Below are 16509 nucleotides of genomic sequence, written 5' to 3'. Positions count from 1 at the left end.
CTTCGTGCAGAGAGGCTGACGTGAGATTACGCCTGCCGAAATCCGAAGTTAGCGATGTCCTGAAGAGCGCCAGGTGGCGGATCAGCTGGGGTATCCTAAATCTCGAACGAGGGCACTCTATGCAGTTTCTCGCTTTTGGCAAGAAAAAACCCCGGAAGGCGGACCTTCCGGGGCAACTTCCCAAAGGAAAGCTTGGACTTACGCCTCGTAGGGGGCGTCCGCCATGGCCTGACCGGCGCCGCCTTCCAGCAGGTCGGCAGCGGCCTGTTCGTCGGCGAGACGGTCTTCCTCGAACTGCGAGGCGATGACGTTCTCACCGGCGGCCTGACGCTCGGCCTCGTCGGCCGAACGCGCCACGTTCACCGTGATGGTGATGGCGACTTCGGCGTGCAGGCGGATTTTCAGGCTATGCAGGCCCAGGGTCTTGATCGGCGTGTCGAGCACGATCTGGTTACGTTCGACCTTGCCGCCGGCTTCGCTGATAGCTTCAGCGACGTCGCGCGCGTTGACCGAGCCGTACAGCTGGCCCGAGTCACCCGCCTGGCGGATGACGACGTAGGTGGTGCCGTCGAGTTCACCGGCTGCCTTTTCGGCCGCTGCCTTGTTGGCGGCGTTGCGGGCGACGATCTGTTCCTTCTGAGCTTCGAAGATCTTCAGATTGGCGGCGGTGGCGCGCAGCGCCTTGTGGCGCGGCAGCAGGTAGTTGCGGGCAAAACCGTCCTTGACCGTGGCGATATCGCCGATCTGGCCCAGGTTTTCCACGCGTTCAAGCAGAACAACTTTCATGTGCCTAACTCCTTACTTCACGACGTAGGGGAGCAGGGCGAGGAAGCGGGCGCGCTTGATGGCCTTGGCCAGTTCGCGTTGCTTCTTCTGGCTCACGGCCGTAATGCGCGACGGCACGATCTTGCCGCGCTCGGAAATGTAGCGCTGCAGGAGCTTGACGTCCTTGTAGTCGATCTTCGGCGCGTTGGCGCCCGAGAACGGGCAAACCTTGCGGCGACGGAAGAACGGGCGGCGGGCAGGGCCGTTGCCGACGGGGGCGCCGGGGGTGGCGGCGATGGTGTTTTCTTCAGCCATGTGTCTGTCCCTTACTCGGCAAACGATTCTTGACGATCGCCACGGTCACCGCGCTCGGCGCGTTCCGGACGGTCGCGACGGGCCAGGACGGGCGAGAGTTCGAGGTCGAGCTCTTCGACGCGGACGGTCTGGAAGCGGATGACGTCTTCGTTGATCGACAGCTGACGTTCCATTTCCTTGACGGCCGCGGCCGGGGCGTCGAGCGCCAGCAGCGAATAGTGCGCCTTGCGGTTCTTCTTGACGCGATAGGTCAGGTTGCGCAGGCCCCAGTATTCGATCTTGGCGATGTGGCCGCCGTTTTCTTCGATCAGGGCTTTCAGGGTGTCGTTGAGGGCTTCCGCCTGTTGCGGCGAAATATCCTGCCGCGACATCACGACGTGTTCGTAATAGGGCATTTTAATCCTCTTCCGATGAGAAGGGCGGCGCGGGTGACGGCGGAAGTCCGGCACGCACGATGGTTCAGTGGCTCCGCGAATGCGGCTGACCACCCTTCAGGGGAAGCGGGCCTATAGAGGAAGTCCGTGCAAAAGGCAAGCCCGGCAAGCATTGAAGCATTTTTTGCCTTGCCGCATTTCCTGGGCCGCGAACCGTCAGAGACGTTGATTGGCCACTTCGCCGGGAAAGGCTCGGGTTTCCATTACAATCACTTCATGACAGGCTTTTAAGTTGTCATTGGGCGGCCGCGTCGTCAGGGTGTATACATCGGCTCCGGTTCGGGAGCACTTAAATAAACGGGAAACTGGGATCATGAAAAACCTCACGATTGTATCGGCTGCTTCGGTTATCGCCATGCTGGTCGCGGCGCCGGCCTTCGCGGCCGCGTCCAAGGAAGTTGAACTGGAAAACGTCGCCGCGCGCGTTGTCGTTACGCCTGAGGCCCGCCAGAACGTCGAGTTGAAGGTCGCCTATGCCGCCAACAGCAAGCTGCCCAAGATCATGGTCCACATGGAAGGCTCGAAGCTGGTCGCCGACGGCAAGCTCAAGATGCGCGGCCTGCAATGTCAGGGTGCGGACGCGGTCAAGATCAACGGTATCGGCGTTGTCGCCAAGGCCGACCTGCCCGTCATCTATATAAAGGTGCCGATGAGCGCCGAAGTTTCAGTCGGCGGCGCGACCTTCGGCCAGATGGGTGCAACCTCTGAGCTGGAATTCAGCCAGGGCGGCTGTGGCAACTGGACGATTGGCGATGTCGCCGGCCGCGCCGAGGTCAATATCGGTGGTTCGGGCGACGTTGCCGGCGGCAATACTCGCGACCTGGTCGTCAATATCGGTGGCTCGGGCAATTTCAAGGCCAGGTCCGTCGCGGCGCTGGAAGCCAATATCGGCGGTAATGGCGATATCGAACTGGCCAAGATCAATGGCCCGGCCGAGGTCAATATCGGCGGTTCGGGCAATGTCGCTGTGACAGAAGGGTTCATGCCGAAGCTTGAGGTCAATATCGCCGGCTCGGGCGACGTGCGCTTCGGCGGTGAGGCCAAGGACGTCGAGGTCAATATCGTCGGTTCAGGCGATGTCCGCGTCAAGAAGGTGTCGGGCAACATCTCGCGCTCGATCATGGGCTCTGGCAACGTCATCGTCGGCCAGTAAGACCGCTGTTCAGAGTGATGGCGGGTTACGGCCCGTCATCGGAACAGTTGGAGCACCCACGATTGCGATTGGTTGGCCATCGACAGGGCCTGGATAGCCAGTTGCTGCTTGATCTGTAGTGACTGAAGCCTTGCCGCCTCGACCGCCATGTCGGCGTCAACCAGGCGGCCTATGCCTTCGGTCATGGTGTCCTGCAGCTTGCCGACAAAGGTCTGGTGACGTTCAATCGACTTGGACGACGTACCGAGCTTTGAAAGGGCGGCTGAGACGTTGTTGATCGATGTGTCGATCGCCGAAATAAGGTTCTGGGCCGCTGTCGCCGTCGCGAATGTGGCGGCGGCGGACAGGGTGATGATCGGTCCGCCCAGCGACATGTTCTGGCCCATGACCGTCATCCGGCTTGTGCCACTGCTGTTGGCCAGGGCCGAGATCGACGCCTTCGACCCATTCAGCAGGTTGATGCCGTTGAAGCTGGCGTTTTGCAGCGCCTTGGTGATCTGGTCGCGGATCGAATTGAAATCGTCCTTCAGCGCGTTGCGCGCCGTGGTGTCGAGCGAGGTGTCGGACGCAGCCAGCGCCTTGTCCTTGAGCTCGCTCAGCATGTCCGAGATCGACTCGCCGGCCGATAGGGCGACATCGATCGAAGACGAGGTGCGGGACAGGGAGCCTTTGACGGCATCGAGGGCGCTGACTTCGGCGCGCTGGGTCTGGGCGATAGCCCACGCGGCCGGGTCATCCTTGGCGCTGGCGACCTTGAGACCCGTCGAGATACGATTCTGCGTCGTCATCAATTGGGCATTGATGGCGTTCAGGTTCTGCAGGGCGATCATGGCCCCGACATTGGTATTGATGGAAGACATTTCCTGTCTTCTCCACTCCGATCATCCCGAAGACATTCTGTCGCCGGCGGCATAAGCCCAGCGGTCAGTGTCCCACAGCGTGCTTAACGGTAACTGAACACAGCCGTAAAAATTTTGCGCGTGTAATGCGTTTGACAAAGCGAACTCGCCGGATAGAGATAATTTGTCTGACATAATAGACGTCGGTCCGCCGGGCCGTTATAAAAACCATCGAAACGCCACCATCCAGAGTCCCGACATGTCCAATCCGAGCAATGCTTCTTCGCGCCGAACCTTCCTGACCGCTGCCGCCGGCACCGGCCTGATCGCCGCCGTGGGCGCGGGGCTGGTCCTGCCGGCATATGCCCGGAACAAAGCAAACAAGGCCAAGACAATGCAGCCGATCGTCAATCCCCTCGTTCTCCAGCGCGCCGACCCGCAGATTTTCCGGCACAGCGACGGCTATTATTACATGATGGCGTCCGTGCCTGAATACGACCGTCTGGCGATGCGCCGGGCGAAGACCCTGGCCGGCCTGAAGGACGCTGAAGAGGTGGTGGTATGGCGCCGGCCGGCCGAAGGCAGGATGGGCGGCTATATCTGGGCGCCGGAACTGCATCACTTCGACGGTCAGTGGCATATCTATTTCGCCGCCGGCAACAGCGACGAAAAGTTCCATATCCGCACCTATGTCCTCAGCAGCAAGGACGCCGATCCCTTGACGGGCCAGTGGAGCCTGACCGGGCAGTTGGAAACGCCCTGGGACACCTTTACCCTCGACTCGACCGTGTTCGAGCATCGCGGTGTGCGCTACATCGCCTGGGCGCAGAGCGAGCCTGGCATCCAGACCAACAGCAATGTCTATCTGGCGCCGCTCAAGACACCAACGACCTTGGGCGCCAAGCCGGCACGCCTGACCGTGCCGACCCTGCCGTGGGAAGTCATTGGCTACAAGGTCAATGAAGGCCCGGCCATCCTGGCGCGCAATGGCCGCCTGTTCATGACCTATTCGGCGTCAGCCACGGACCACAACTACTGTATGGGACTTCTCACCGCGCGCGATGACGCCGACATCATGGATCCGGCGTCGTGGATCAAGTCGCCCGAGCCGGTATTCAAGAGCTCGCCGGAGAATAATATCTGGGGGCCGGGCCATAACAGCTTCACGGTCGACGAACAGGGGCGGGACGTCCTGGTCTATCACGCCCGCGACTATAAGGAGATCCCCGGCAATCCCCTGTTTGACCCGAACCGCCATACCCGCATCCAGCCGGTTCGTTACACAGCCGACGGCGTGCCGGATTTCGGCCTGCCGGTGGCTAATGGTCCGCTTGTGGGCTGAAACATCCAACCCGCATAACGCGGGTACCGTAACAATAAAGACTTAACTGCGCGTCTGATACCTTGCCTTAAAAAGTACGGGAGTAAACGCAGTGTCGAAAGTCATGGTCCTGATTTATCTGGGCATCAAGGGGCAGCTCAGCATTGCACTCTGGACGGAGAAGGGCGGAATAACCGCGCCCGAAACCTTTGCCGCCGGCAGTGAGACGGCATTCGAGGCCGCAGTCCTGTCCTATCTCGAACAGCAAGGCTGCCCGTACGTCTCCGCAGCGGCGATCTCGGCGCCGGGCTGGGAGCGCGGCGGCATCCAGTACATGCCCAATCACGGCTACGACCTCGATCGCGACTGGCTGCGCAAGATATTGAACATCCAGCGCGTGCACCTCGTCAATCCGACGGTCGCGCGCGCCCTGGCCATTCCGCATCTCGGCGCCGGCGATATGTTCGCCCTGTCGGAGGGCTCGGTCGAACACGACGATATGGCCAAGTGCATCATCGGCACCGGCCCGGGGCTGGGCATGGCGATCCTGCTCAAGGACGACCACGACCAGTGGACGGCCTTTTCCGGCGCCGGCGGGCACGCCGACCTGACCGTTTCAAATGACGAAGAGTTTGACATCCTGCGCCGGCTGCGCGCCGAGTTCGGCCACGTGTCGCGCGAAACGGCCGTGTCGCTGGGGGGCTTAAGCCGTGTCTGGCGCTGCATGGCGGAAATAGACGGGATTGAGGACGCCGAACTGCCCGACGTCCAGACCGTGTTCACCTTGGCCAGGTCGGGCGACGCGCGCGCGCTCAGGGCCGTCCAACTGGTTATCAAGTGGCTGGCCAAGGCGGCGTCCGACATGGTGCTGTTTTCGGGCGCGCGTGGCGGCGTTTACCTGTCCGGACAACTGGTCGAGGAGCTGCTGCCCTATATCGACAGCGCGGCCTTCTACGCGCACTTCATCAAGCACGCCACGATCGACTCCTTCCTGGCGGAGGTCCCGATCTACGTCATCACCACTCAGGAAGCGGACTTCAGGGGGCTGATCACACTGTTTCACTAGAGCATTTCCCGGCGAAGTGGATTGCCGGTTCGCCGTAAGGAAATGCGACCCAGCAAATGAAGCATTTCCCGGCGAAGTGGATTGCCGGTTCGCCGTAAGGAAATGCGACCAGGAAAAAAGCCCGTTCAACCTGTGGCCGTTTAGCCCTTTTGCGAGGGCAAACCGTGTGTTAACGGTTAAGGATACGGCATTAAAGACAGGGTGGGGTCGTGTTCGAAGAAGATGTCAGGCGGCGCATTCACTTCGCTCCGGCGCCTGCCTGGGTAAAGGAACTCGACTTCAAGCGGCCGCCGCTGCTTGACAGTTCGCGCGCCCCGTGGGGCCTTTATACCTGGCTGGTCGACGATCAATCGAAGCTGACGACCCGGCCGCAGCGCTACAATCGCACCATCGAAGAAGTCGTCAACCTGTCGGCGCTGGACTATCTGGCCAATGTCACCCTGCCGTTCAATCCTTATTATGACGACCTGACCATCCACCATATCCGCATCATCCGCGGTGAGGAGATCATCGAGGTCGACGTCGAAAAGCGCTATTTCGTCATGCGCCGCGAGCGCAGCTTCGAGCGCCTGGTGCTTGACGGCCGCTGGACCATGGCCATCAACCTGCCGGACGTGCGCATCGGCGACGTCATCGACATGGCCATGACGCTGGAAGGCGATCCGGCCTGCTTCCAGGGCGAAATCTCCATGCCGACGCCGCTGCAAAGCGGCATCTTCTGGGACAAGCGCCATGTCCGCATGATCGTGCCGCCCGAGCGCAAGCTGATCCTCAAGCCCTTTGCCGCCGGCTGGTACGAGCCGGAAAAGGCCGCGCTTGCCGATGGATCGACAGAGCTGGTCTGGCAGGATTCCAATGTCCCGCCGTGCGACTATGAGCGCGACATGCCGGGCTGGGTCATTCCCGCCAAGGGCTTTTTCGCAACCTCCATCGACACGTGGGAACGCGTCGCCGACCTGATGCGCGCCGGCTTCGAAGGCGATCACGACTATCCTGATGGTCTTTTGCAAGTGATCGAGCAGATCGAGGCGGATCACAAGGAAACGCCGGACCGCATCGTCGCCGCCGTGCGCTGGGTGCAGCAGAGCATCCGCTATTTCGCCTTCTCGTTCGGCGAAGGCGGCTTTGTGCCGCGCAGCCTGCACCAGATCTATGCCGACCGCATCGGAGACTGCAAGGACGTCTCCAAGATGATCGCGGCCATGCTGACCAAGATGGGCGTCGAGTCCTATCCTGCTCTGGTCGATACGCGCCGGGGTCACGACCTGATTAATCAGCCGCCGCGGCTGGGCGCCTTCAACCACTGTATCTCGATGTGCGTTCATGAGGGGCGGACCTACTGGTTCGAAGGCACGTCGGATGTTGCCCAGGGCGGTGATCTCGAGCACCTGGCCCAGAACGACCTGGGCTACGCCCTGATCCTCAAGCCCCAGTCCGACCTCAAGCGCATGATGGAAAAGCGCCCGAACCTCGACTACGAGGTGCGCGAAGTCATCAATCTCCCCAAGACAAAGGGCGAGGAGACGCTGATCGAGATCGACTATATCTATCGCGGCAGCCGCGCCGACGGCGTACGCCGGGAGCTGCAGTATCAGAGCCTGACCAGCTATATCGAGGACCGCTGCGCCCTGTTCAGCTATATCTACGGCATGAACATGTGCGCCATCCCGCAGATGGTCGACGATCGCCGCAACAACGAAATCACCATCAATACGCTGGTCACGACGACCAATCCGTGGCACCGCACCGGCGTGCCGTTCGAGAAGATCTTCTTCAGTCCGGAATCGGGTTTCGACTATGCGCTGGAAGAACCCGACGGCCGACGCTACTTCCCGTTCGACATGGGCGATGTCCGCGAAGGCCGCATCACCACGGTCATCAAGACGGACTACGAGCTGGACCTGCCGACCAAGCCCAGGACCTGGGACTTCGGCGGCGTGACTTTGAGTTTTACGCCAAAGGTGACGCCCGGCGGCTATGAGGCCGTGCGCGACTACGCCGTGACGCGGCCGTGGCTGACGGCGGACGAGAAGGGCGCGCTCGACCGTGCCTATGGTGAAATCAGTTCCTACGACCGCCTGAGCATTCGCGTCCAGGAAAAGAAGGTGCTGACCTGGCTGCCCAGTTTCGTGGCGCGCGCGGCCATCTGGGGTGCAGTGCCTGTGGTCGGCGTGCTAATCTGGTGGCTGGTCTCACTTCTGTGACCGCTAACATTTCGTATTGACGCGCGCCGGGACATGTCCTTAACTCACTGAAAAGCAATCAAAAGAATTGCTCTCAGGGAGAATGTACATGCGTGATACAACTTCACTCAGTCGCCGCGGCCTGTTGCTGACGGCCGGCGGTGCTTCGCTTCTGGCAGCCTGCGGCGGGGGTGGCGGAGGTGGCAGCTCTGGCGGCGGTTCCAGCAGTTCGTCCAGTTCCAGCTCATCGTCGTCCGGCCCGACCTTGCCCGATCCGGCGACGGCGCCGGCCTTGAAGACGCACTTTGCCGGCAAGTTCAAGATCGGCATGGCCGTCGATCCGGGACAGGCGGTCAATTCCATCACCAATCCCGTCCTGTTGAAACACGCCAACAGCATTACCGCCGAAAGCGTCATGAAGGCCGATCCTATCGGCGTCAGCCCCGGCGTCTATAATTATACCCAGGCCGATACGCTGGTAAGCCTGGCCCAGGCCAACGGCATCGAGGTGCGGGGGCACGCATTGCTGTGGCATCAGACGACGCCGGCCTGGTTCTTTGCCGGGGATCCGTCAAGCCCGACCTACAAGGCCACCGTCCGGGCACGTCTGGAAACCTACATTACCGACGTGGTGACGCACTTCAAGGGCAAGGTCTACGCCTGGGATGTGGTGAACGAGCCGACGCGCGACGACGCTTCGGGCAACTACCGCAATTCGCAGTGGTACCAGATTTTCGGGCCCGACTATATCGAGATTGCCTTCCGCGCCGCGCGTGCCGCCGATCCGACAGTCCAGCTGTTCATCAACGATTACAGTACCGAATATGCCGACAAGCGCGGCCGCTTCATGGCTATCATCGACGAGATGCTGGCGCGCGGCGTGCCGATCGACGGCGTCGGCCACCAGTTCCACATCAATACCGGATCGCCTTCCGTCATCGAGGCCAAGGCGGCGCTGACGGCAGTGGAGACGAGGGGGTTGATCAACCACATCACCGAACTGGATGTTTCGCTCTATGCTGATCCTGGTTCGTGCTTTGGCAGCCCGCCCACGGGTTGTCAGGCGACGTTGACTGTCGGGACCAACGCGTACACTCAGGCCATGACAGCACAAGCCCTGCAATATCGGGCGATGTTCAACCTGTTTGCCCAACATAGCAGCGTCAAGTCTGTTACCATGTGGGGCGTCGCCGACAACTCGACATGGCTGTCGTCGTGGCCCGTGGCTCGCACCAACCATCCGTTGCTGTTCGACACGACGGGGAAGCCGAAATCGGCCTTCTGGGCGGTGGTGGATTCCACCTTCGTTCCGTAACAGCGGCAACAGGCTGTGAAAAAGCGCATTATGCCTGTTGCCCTTTGGCGCAAGCGCTGATACATCGCACGGCTCTCATGGACTTGCAAAAGCGTTGCGGGTCCGCGTGAAGGGGTATAGCTCAGCTGGTAGAGCGTCGGTCTCCAAAACCGAAGGTCGTGGGTTCGAGCCCCTCTGCCCCTGCCATTCCACAGCGACTTTCTTAAAAGCGCAGCCCGGCAAACCAAAAAGTGTTTGCTGTCTTTGCCAAGAATCGCTGCAAATTAAAGGGAGGCTTGAAAACGCGTTTTCGAGCCTCATTTCTGTTGTTTGAAAGCCGCGCAGGTGCGCGGCGACAGACGTGAATAGGCTTTTGATGGTCAAGAAACCCGATCCGAAACCCGCCGCCAAGACGCCGACCGTGTCGACGGGCAAGACGCCGCTGGGCAAGATCGAGCCGGTGAAGGTCGCCGCTTCGGCGGCCGCGGTCGAACCCAAGAAGCCGTTCAACCCCGCCAAATTCTTTACGGAAGTCCGCCAGGAAGCCCGTAAAATTACCTGGACGTCGCGCAAGGAAACCTGGATCACCACCGTCATGGTGTTGCTCATGGTCGTGCTTGCCGGCGTGTTCTTCTTTCTGGTTGACGGCGCGCTCGGGTTTTTAACCCAGCAGCTTACCCAGATTGGCCGAGTGTAAGGACTTAAAACGCATGGCTACCGTTCAAGACGTTACCGCTCCGGTTACCAACCCCAATCACAAGTGGTACATCGTCCACGCCTATTCCAACTTCGAAAAGAAGGTCGCCGAGGCTCTGCGCGACCAGGCGAAGGCGCAAGGCCTGGAAGACAAGTTCTCCGAAATCCTGGTGCCGACCGAAGAGGTCGTCGAGGTTCGCCGCGGCCGCAAGTTCAATTCCGAGCGCAAGTTCTTCCCGGGCTATGTGCTGGTGAAGATGGAACTGACCGACGAAGCCTTCCACCTGGTCAAGAATACGCCGAAGGTCACCGGCTTCCTCGGTTCGGGCGCCAAGCCCATGCCGGTTTCGGAAAAGGAAGTGCAACGCATCGTCGGCAGCGCCGAGACCGCCGTTGAGCGTCCGAAGCCTGTCCAGTCGTTCGAAATCGGCGAGAAGGTCAAGATCACCTCTGGCCACTTCGCCTCGTTCGATGGCGTCGTCGAAAGCGTCGATCAGGAGCACGCCCGCCTGCGCGTATCGGTGTCGATCTTCGGCCGCGCCACGCCGGTCGAGCTGGAATACTCGCAGGTCGAAAAGACAGCCTAAAGGTTCTCACAGCCAGATATCAAAACGCCTCGGGAAACCGGGGCGTTTTTTTGTGCCTGTCGCAATGGTTTGACCTTTGGCGTTGAAATGCTAGCTTTGGTCAAAACAATATTGGGAGGACATCATGGTTGCGTTTCGGGCTGCGTGCTGTGCCGTGCTTGTTGGGTTGATGGGCGTGTCAGGAGCGGCTTTCGCGGCGCCCAAACGTCCCGCCATCACCGGCGTGTCGCATATCGCCATCTATGCCGCCGATCCGGCTGCCAGCGAACGCTTTTATACGCACGGACTGGGCGCGATAAAAACCGCCGATCCTGAAAGCGCGGCTGGCGTGCGCTATGCCTTTTCCGACCAGCAGTTCGTCCAGATCTTGCCGAGACCCGATGCGTCGATCAATCGGCTCGACCATATTTCCTTTGTGACGGCTGACGCGGAAGCTTTGCGCGCCTATCTGGCGTCGCGTAAGCAAGAGGTGCCGAAAGCTGTGTCCAAGGGCACCGACGGAAGCCTCTACTTCTCGTTGCTCGACCCCGAAGGCAACCGCGTCGAGTTCGTCCAGCTACCAGCTGCTCCCGCAAGGATCGCTCCGAACCCGATCTCGGGCCACATCATCCATGTCGGGCTGATCATCCACGATCGCGCCCGCGCCGATGCCTTTTATCGCGAAATCCTCGGTTTCAAGCCGTACTGGTACGGCGGTTTTGAGGAGGACAAGCCGACCTGGATCTCGCTGCAGGTCCCCGACGGCACCGACTGGATCGAATATATGGTGGTCGATCCAAAAGATGGCCGCGGCATTCCATCAGGCATGAGCCAGAAGACAGCCGGCATCCTCAACCACTTTGCCTTGGGCGTGCCCGACATCCGTCAGACCTATACGCGGCTGTGGAACGAGAAGCGGCTGGAGGGGCAGGACGAGTTGCCGAAAATTGGCCGCGACGCCAAGTGGCAGTTGAACCTATATGACCCCGATGGCACCCGCGCCGAGATCATGGAGCTGAAGGCTATCGGTGAGCCGTGCTGTTCGCCTTTCACAGCAAGCGATCCCGTGAAGTAAGACCTTGCCAATTCAGGGGAAACCCGTTATAGGCCGCGCTCCTCTTTTTATAAGGGGAGCAAATCCGTGGGAGGGGTGACCCAAGACCACGGCTCAAACTGTGCCCGCAAGGCACTCTAGGAGATATCAATGGCTAAGAAAATCCTGGGCTATATCAAGCTCCAGGTGAAGGCTGGCTCTGCCACGCCTTCGCCCCCGATCGGCCCTGCACTGGGTCAACGCGGCGTCAACATCATGGGTTTCTGTAAGGAATTCAACGCCCGTACCGAAAACGTCGAAAAAGGCACGCCGCTCCCGACCATCATCACGGTGTATCAGGACAAGTCGTTCACCTTCGTCACCAAGACGCCGCCGGCGACCTTCTTCATCAAGCAGGCCCTGAACCTGAAGTCCGGCTCCAAGCTGCCGGGCCGCGATTCGGCCGGCCAGATCACGCGCCAGCAGCTGCGTGACATCGCTGAAAAGAAGATGAAGGACCTGAGCGCTCATGATCTCGACCAGGCGTCGAAGATCATCGAAGGCTCTGCTCGCTCCATGGGCCTGAGGATTGTCGACTAATGACCAAGATCGCAAAACGTATTCAGGCGTGGAACGCCGACTCGACCAAGATCTATCCGCTGACGGAAGCTCTGGGTGTCGTTAAGGCCAACGCCAAGGCCAAGTTCGACGAATCCGTCGAAATCGCCGTCAACCTGGGCGTCGATCCGCGTCACGCCGACCAGCAGGTCCGTGGCGTTGTCAACCTGCCCGCCGGCACCGGCAAGGACGTCCGCGTCGCCGTGTTCGCCAAGGACAAGAAGGCTGAAGAAGCTCTGGCCGCTGGCGCTGAAGTCGTCGGCGCCGAAGACCTGGTCGAAAAGATCCAGGGCGGCTTCATGGACTTCGACCGCGTCATCGCGTCTCCGGACATGATGGCCCTGGTCGGTCGCCTCGGTAAGGTGCTGGGCCCGCGCGGCCTGATGCCGAACCCGAAGGTCGGCACCGTCACCCCGAACGTCGCTCAGGCCGTCAAGGACGCCAAGAGCGGTGCGGTCGAGTTCCGCGTCGAAAAGGCCGGCATCGTCCACGTCGGCGTTGGCAAGGTGTCGTTCTCGACCGAAGACCTGGAACGCAACGTCAAGGCTCTGGTCGACGCGCTGGTCAAGGCCCGTCCGTCGGGCGCCAAGGGCCTCTACGTCAAGAAGATCTCGCTGTCTTCGACGATGGGCCCGGGCGTGAAGGTCGATACCGCCACCACGAACCTGTAATTTCGGTTTCAAATCGAAATTGAAAAAGCCGCTCCTTTTACGGGGCGGCTTTTTTGTTGGCTTGGAGCCTGGCAAGGCGAGATCAAAGCCTCGGTCAGGCGTCGCAAGTCCCCCTTCCGTCAGCTTCGCGTCCACCTTCCCCGTTTACGGGGAAGGTGGCATTTGCGGAGCAAATGACGGAAGGGGGATTTGACCGAAGCCGTCAGGCTCAGCAGGCCTTCTGCTTTTTATCGCGGGCCCATTCCATGGCGCCTTCGATATGGCTGAGGAAGACGGGATCGCTCCAGTCTTTGATCTGGTGGCCGAGCGCGCTATAGAAAATGCCGCCCTTGCCCTGGCACTTCGTCCAGATGATCGGATGGTCGGCGCCCATACGCAGCGGCTCTGTAGGGTCATAGGTCGTCTCATCGACGGTCGCCAGAACCTTCACACCCGGGCCACGCGGATTGCGCGTGAACGTGTACCACTCTTCATTATGCGTCCATTTGGCCGGCAGGCCCTTCATCGCCGGATGGCTGGGGTCTTCGACGGTGAGGACGCCGTCCTGGATCGTCGGCGGGTGGGCGATAAAGCCCGTGCCGATAACATTGTCGATATACCACGGCCAGCCATGGTTCTTGGTGCCGCCGGCGCCGTGCACAGCAACGATGCGGCCCCCGTTTTCCAGCCACTTCTGGAAGACAACCTTCTGATCCGCAGTGAACAGGTCCCCGGTCGTGTGGTTGAGTACCAGCACGTCGAAGCGCTTCATGTCCTTTTTATTGAAAATCGCCGCATTCGACGTCTCATAGATTTTCCAGCCGCGTTTGTTGGCGATATCGGTCACCGCCTTGGCGGTTACCGGCATGCTGTCGTGGCGCCAGTCGTTGGCCTTGGACAGGAGAAGAATGGCCGGACGCTTGATGTCCTTGGGGACGGCAGGGGCTTCGGTTTCGAATACGGGCTTTACACGCTCGGCGCCGGCGGGGGCGGCGGCCAGGGCCATAAACGCGGCTGTCAGGAATAGGGCGCGCATGGACATCTCCTCTGTTGTTTTCCACGAGCGATATGCCGAAAAGTGTACAGCGGTTTTCGGCAAAATATCGCGGCGAAACAAAATTCTGGATTGGAGCGGTGGCGGAACCACCCTCAATCCAGAGGTTAGAACGCCTTTTACGCCACGGCAAGTGCCGGTATCGGAGGACCGGAGTGAAAACGGAAATCGCTGTCAGGATCGGCGACCAGAGCCTGCTCGACCGGCCGGATAACGGCAATGCGCTTTCCGATGTCCTCCGCGTCGCCATAGAGATGCGCCAGACGGATATAACCCTGGAAATGCCGGGCTTCGCTGGCCAGCAGGCCTGAGTAGAATTTAGACAGTTCGGCGTCGAGGTGCGGCGCAACCGCGCCGAAACGCTCGCACGACCGTGCCTCGATAAAGGCGCTGATCAGCAGGATGTCGGTGATCATGCCGGGTTCGTTGCGCCGGACCAGCGCCCGCAGGCCCGAGGCATAGCGGGCCGCGGTGAGGGGGCGTAAGGGTATGTTGCGCGCCTTTATGATCTTCAACACCTGCTCGTAATGGACCAGTTCTTCGCGCGCCAGCCGCGACATGGCGTTGATCAGGTCGGGGCGCTCCTGGTACTTGGCCATAAGGTTGATGGCGTTGCTGGCGGCCTTGTATTCGCAGTTCTTGTGATCCAGCAGCAGGGTGTCGACATTGGCGACAGCAGCGTCGATCCAGGCCTGCGGCGTCGCGCTGCCCAGAAACTCATGAATGTTGTCCGCCATTATCCTGCTCCGTTGGTCCGGAGGCAGTGCCAAAATGCGCCGGTAAAATCAAGCCACTCGACCGACCGCATGCAGTGTTCTTCAATTTACTTGATAATGTAACTATTATTACTGTTTTTGCAAACTTATGCAAAATGATAAACAAACATTACGCATAATTCATTCGACAACAGGCCACCTTCACGCCAACATTCATGAACAGACAATGACTCGGTTACTCTAGGGCGAATATTACAATGTTGTAATGTTTGAGTGGTTGCGTCGCATGTACATGGCACGATTTGCATTACTGAGATTATCTGAGTGAACTTCCTTCTCCGGGTTGCCGCAGCTCAGGTAATAAAAGGGGGAGGATGTAGGCGCGTCCTCCCCCGCCATAGCTTTACCGCCTGCTGAACCCATAGGCGCGCTCGATCCGGCCGATACGCACTTCGTAGTGTTCGTACCAGGTCTCCCGGCCGGTCTTCTGGGCCGCCAGGTGGTCGACCACGCGCTTCCAGGCGCGGATACTGTCTTCATCCATCCAGAAGGAATTGGTGATGCCGAAGCCATCGGCATCGCGCGCGCTTTCGACGCCGAGATAGCCCGGTTGCTGCGCCGCCAGTTCCGCCATCTTCACCGCCATATCGCCGTAGCCCTGGTCGCCTTCGGTCCGGCGCGACGAGAAGCTGACGATATAGTAGGGCGGGGCGGGCAGGGTGGCGAAGCTCATGCCGTGGCCCGCGAAAAAGTCTGGCGATAGGCGGTCGGCGTCGTGTTCAGCTGTTCGCGGAAGTGGTGGCGCAGATTGGTCGTGGTGCCAAAGCCCGCGCGCGTGGCGATTTCCTCAACCGTAATGTCGCTGGATTCGAGGTGGTCGCGCGCCTCGTTGAGCCGCGCCGTCAAAAGCCATTTGGCGGGTGTCGTGCCGGTCGCTTCGGAGAAGCGGCGCAGGAAGGTCCGCTCGCTCATGCCGGCGCGCTTGGCTAGGTCGCCAATGCGATGATCCTTGTGAAGGTTGCGGCGCATGTGGTCGAGCAGCGGCCCCAACCGGTCGCTTTCATAGACGACAGGGACGGCGCGTTCGATATATTGCGCCTGACCGCCGTCGCGGTGCGGCGGGACGACTAGCCGGCGGGCAACCGTGTTGGCGGCGGCGGGGCCGAAGTCGCGCCGGATCAGGTGCAGGCACAGGTCGATGCCAGCGGCGCTGCCGGCCGAGGTCAGGATCTGGCCCTCGTCGATGTAGAGGACATCCGGCACGACCTCGATGTCCGGATAATGCTGGCGGATGCGATCGGTATATTTCCAGTGCGTGGTGGCGCGTCTGCCGTCCAGCAGGCCGCACGCCGCCAGCACCTCGATACCGGAACAGATGGTCAGGATGCGTGCGCCGCGGCCATAGGCGCGGATAATCACATCGCGAAGCTTATCCGGCACCGGCCGGGAGATCGGCCAGCCGGGGATGATGATGGTGCCGGCATCCTCACTGGCTTCCAAAGGATAGGGGGCGGCCACCTGTACGCCCGCCGTCGTCCGGCAGGGGCCTTCGTCGAGACCGACCACCTGGAAGCTGTACCAATCCGGGCCCATCTCCGGCCGGTCGAGGCCGAACAGTTCGACCGCGATCGAAAACTCAAACAGAGGCATGCCATCGAAGGCAACGGCGCAGACCTTGCGGTTGGGCAGCGGGGCGGGGAAGGACGTGTTTGGCATGATTCTTACTTTATATGTCATTTCCGCCACCTTCAAGCCATCCATCCCTTGCGGCACAATCACTTTCATCGACAATGTATTGCGGGCGCG

Annotated in this window: 18 protein-coding genes and 1 tRNA gene; 11 read left to right on the top strand and 8 right to left on the bottom strand. The window is 60.5% G+C overall.

The window, feature by feature from the left end:
* Nucleotides 1-198: 198 nt before the first annotated feature.
* The 3 genes from rplI to rpsF are packed head-to-tail and all read right to left on the bottom strand — an operon-like array spanning nucleotide 199 to nucleotide 1475.
* Nucleotides 199-786, bottom strand: coding sequence for a 50S ribosomal protein L9 (rplI, locus tag J2X24_RS05110; RefSeq protein WP_209717551.1), 588 nt, complete (start codon nucleotides 784-786; stop codon nucleotides 199-201).
* Nucleotides 787-798: 12 nt separating this feature from the next.
* Nucleotides 799-1080: a 30S ribosomal protein S18 gene (gene rpsR / locus J2X24_RS05105; RefSeq protein WP_192620000.1), complete on the bottom strand. Its 282-nt coding sequence runs from the start codon at nucleotides 1078-1080 to the stop codon at nucleotides 799-801.
* Between the two features lie 11 nt (nucleotides 1081-1091).
* Entirely contained in the window at nucleotides 1092-1475 is a 384-nt protein-coding gene (gene rpsF / locus J2X24_RS05100) for a 30S ribosomal protein S6 (RefSeq protein WP_209717549.1), read from the bottom strand.
* Nucleotides 1476-1827: 352 nt separating this feature from the next.
* Here rpsF and J2X24_RS05095 point away from each other — a divergent pair, with 352 nt between their 5' ends.
* Nucleotides 1828-2667: a GIN domain-containing protein gene (locus tag J2X24_RS05095; RefSeq protein WP_209717547.1), complete on the top strand. Its 840-nt coding sequence runs from the start codon at nucleotides 1828-1830 to the stop codon at nucleotides 2665-2667.
* A gap of 35 nt (nucleotides 2668-2702) precedes the next feature.
* Here the strand turns inward: J2X24_RS05095 and J2X24_RS05090 are convergent, their stop codons facing one another.
* Nucleotides 2703-3527 (bottom strand): flagellin, encoded by an 825-nt coding sequence (locus tag J2X24_RS05090; RefSeq protein ID WP_209717545.1) that lies wholly within the window; start codon nucleotides 3525-3527, stop codon nucleotides 2703-2705.
* 238 nt (nucleotides 3528-3765) lie between these two features.
* Between J2X24_RS05090 and J2X24_RS05085 the strand changes: the two genes are divergently transcribed.
* The 10 genes from J2X24_RS05085 to rplA all read left to right on the top strand — a co-directional run bounded on the left by J2X24_RS05085 (nucleotide 3766) and on the right by rplA (nucleotide 12954).
* Nucleotides 3766-4848: a glycoside hydrolase family 43 protein gene (locus J2X24_RS05085; protein WP_209717543.1), complete on the top strand. Its 1083-nt coding sequence runs from the start codon at nucleotides 3766-3768 to the stop codon at nucleotides 4846-4848.
* A gap of 91 nt (nucleotides 4849-4939) precedes the next feature.
* Nucleotides 4940-5893: a glucokinase gene (locus J2X24_RS05080; protein ID WP_209717540.1), complete on the top strand. Its 954-nt coding sequence runs from the start codon at nucleotides 4940-4942 to the stop codon at nucleotides 5891-5893.
* A gap of 209 nt (nucleotides 5894-6102) precedes the next feature.
* Nucleotides 6103-8097, top strand: a complete 1995-nt coding sequence (locus J2X24_RS05075) for a DUF3857 domain-containing protein (RefSeq protein WP_209717537.1) — start codon at nucleotides 6103-6105, stop codon at nucleotides 8095-8097.
* An 88-nt stretch (nucleotides 8098-8185) separates the two neighbouring features.
* Nucleotides 8186-9391, top strand: a complete 1206-nt coding sequence (locus J2X24_RS05070) for an endo-1,4-beta-xylanase (protein ID WP_245344448.1) — start codon at nucleotides 8186-8188, stop codon at nucleotides 9389-9391.
* A gap of 110 nt (nucleotides 9392-9501) precedes the next feature.
* Nucleotides 9502-9577, top strand: a tRNA-Trp gene (locus J2X24_RS05065).
* A gap of 154 nt (nucleotides 9578-9731) precedes the next feature.
* Nucleotides 9732-10067 carry a preprotein translocase subunit SecE gene (secE, locus tag J2X24_RS05060; RefSeq protein WP_404977813.1) on the top strand — a complete coding sequence of 112 codons (336 nt, stop codon included), beginning with the start codon at nucleotides 9732-9734 and terminating at the stop codon, nucleotides 10065-10067.
* 13 nt (nucleotides 10068-10080) lie between these two features.
* The gene (gene nusG / locus J2X24_RS05055; protein ID WP_209717535.1) at nucleotides 10081-10653 is read left to right on the top strand and encodes a transcription termination/antitermination protein NusG; all 573 of its coding nucleotides are present in this window, start codon (nucleotides 10081-10083) and stop codon (nucleotides 10651-10653) included.
* Nucleotides 10654-10777: 124 nt separating this feature from the next.
* Nucleotides 10778-11707, top strand: coding sequence for a VOC family protein (locus tag J2X24_RS05050; RefSeq protein WP_209717533.1), 930 nt, complete (start codon nucleotides 10778-10780; stop codon nucleotides 11705-11707).
* Nucleotides 11708-11836: 129 nt separating this feature from the next.
* On the top strand, nucleotides 11837-12265 hold the full coding sequence (gene rplK, locus J2X24_RS05045) for a 50S ribosomal protein L11 (protein WP_192620009.1): 429 nt from the start codon (nucleotides 11837-11839) through the stop codon (nucleotides 12263-12265).
* Nucleotides 12265-12954: a 50S ribosomal protein L1 gene (gene rplA, locus J2X24_RS05040; RefSeq protein ID WP_209717531.1), complete on the top strand. Its 690-nt coding sequence runs from the start codon at nucleotides 12265-12267 to the stop codon at nucleotides 12952-12954. The genes rplK and rplA overlap by 1 nt, the downstream gene beginning before the upstream one ends.
* Before the next feature lie 208 nt (nucleotides 12955-13162).
* Here the strand turns inward: rplA and J2X24_RS05035 are convergent, their stop codons facing one another.
* The 4 genes from J2X24_RS05035 to ftrA form a co-directional block, all read right to left on the bottom strand.
* Nucleotides 13163-13969, bottom strand: a complete 807-nt coding sequence (locus J2X24_RS05035) for a ThuA domain-containing protein (protein WP_209717529.1) — start codon at nucleotides 13967-13969, stop codon at nucleotides 13163-13165.
* Nucleotides 13970-14106: 137 nt separating this feature from the next.
* On the bottom strand, nucleotides 14107-14724 hold the full coding sequence (locus J2X24_RS05030; RefSeq protein WP_209717526.1) for a MiaE family protein: 618 nt from the start codon (nucleotides 14722-14724) through the stop codon (nucleotides 14107-14109).
* A gap of 382 nt (nucleotides 14725-15106) precedes the next feature.
* A complete protein-coding gene (locus J2X24_RS05025) occupies nucleotides 15107-15436 on the bottom strand; it encodes an antibiotic biosynthesis monooxygenase family protein (protein WP_209717523.1) in 330 nt (109 codons plus the stop codon).
* Nucleotides 15433-16419 (bottom strand): transcriptional regulator FtrA, encoded by a 987-nt coding sequence (ftrA, locus tag J2X24_RS05020; protein ID WP_209717520.1) that lies wholly within the window; start codon nucleotides 16417-16419, stop codon nucleotides 15433-15435. Before ftrA ends, J2X24_RS05025 begins: the two co-directional genes overlap by 4 nt.
* Nucleotides 16420-16509 lie beyond the last annotated feature (90 nt).

It is taken from the genome of Asticcacaulis solisilvae (assembly GCF_017875235.1).
Classification (GTDB): Bacteria; Pseudomonadota; Alphaproteobacteria; order Caulobacterales; family Caulobacteraceae; genus Asticcacaulis; species Asticcacaulis solisilvae_A.
Note: the sequence above shows the minus strand (reverse complement) of the source record. Positions and strands in the feature narration are given on the sequence as shown.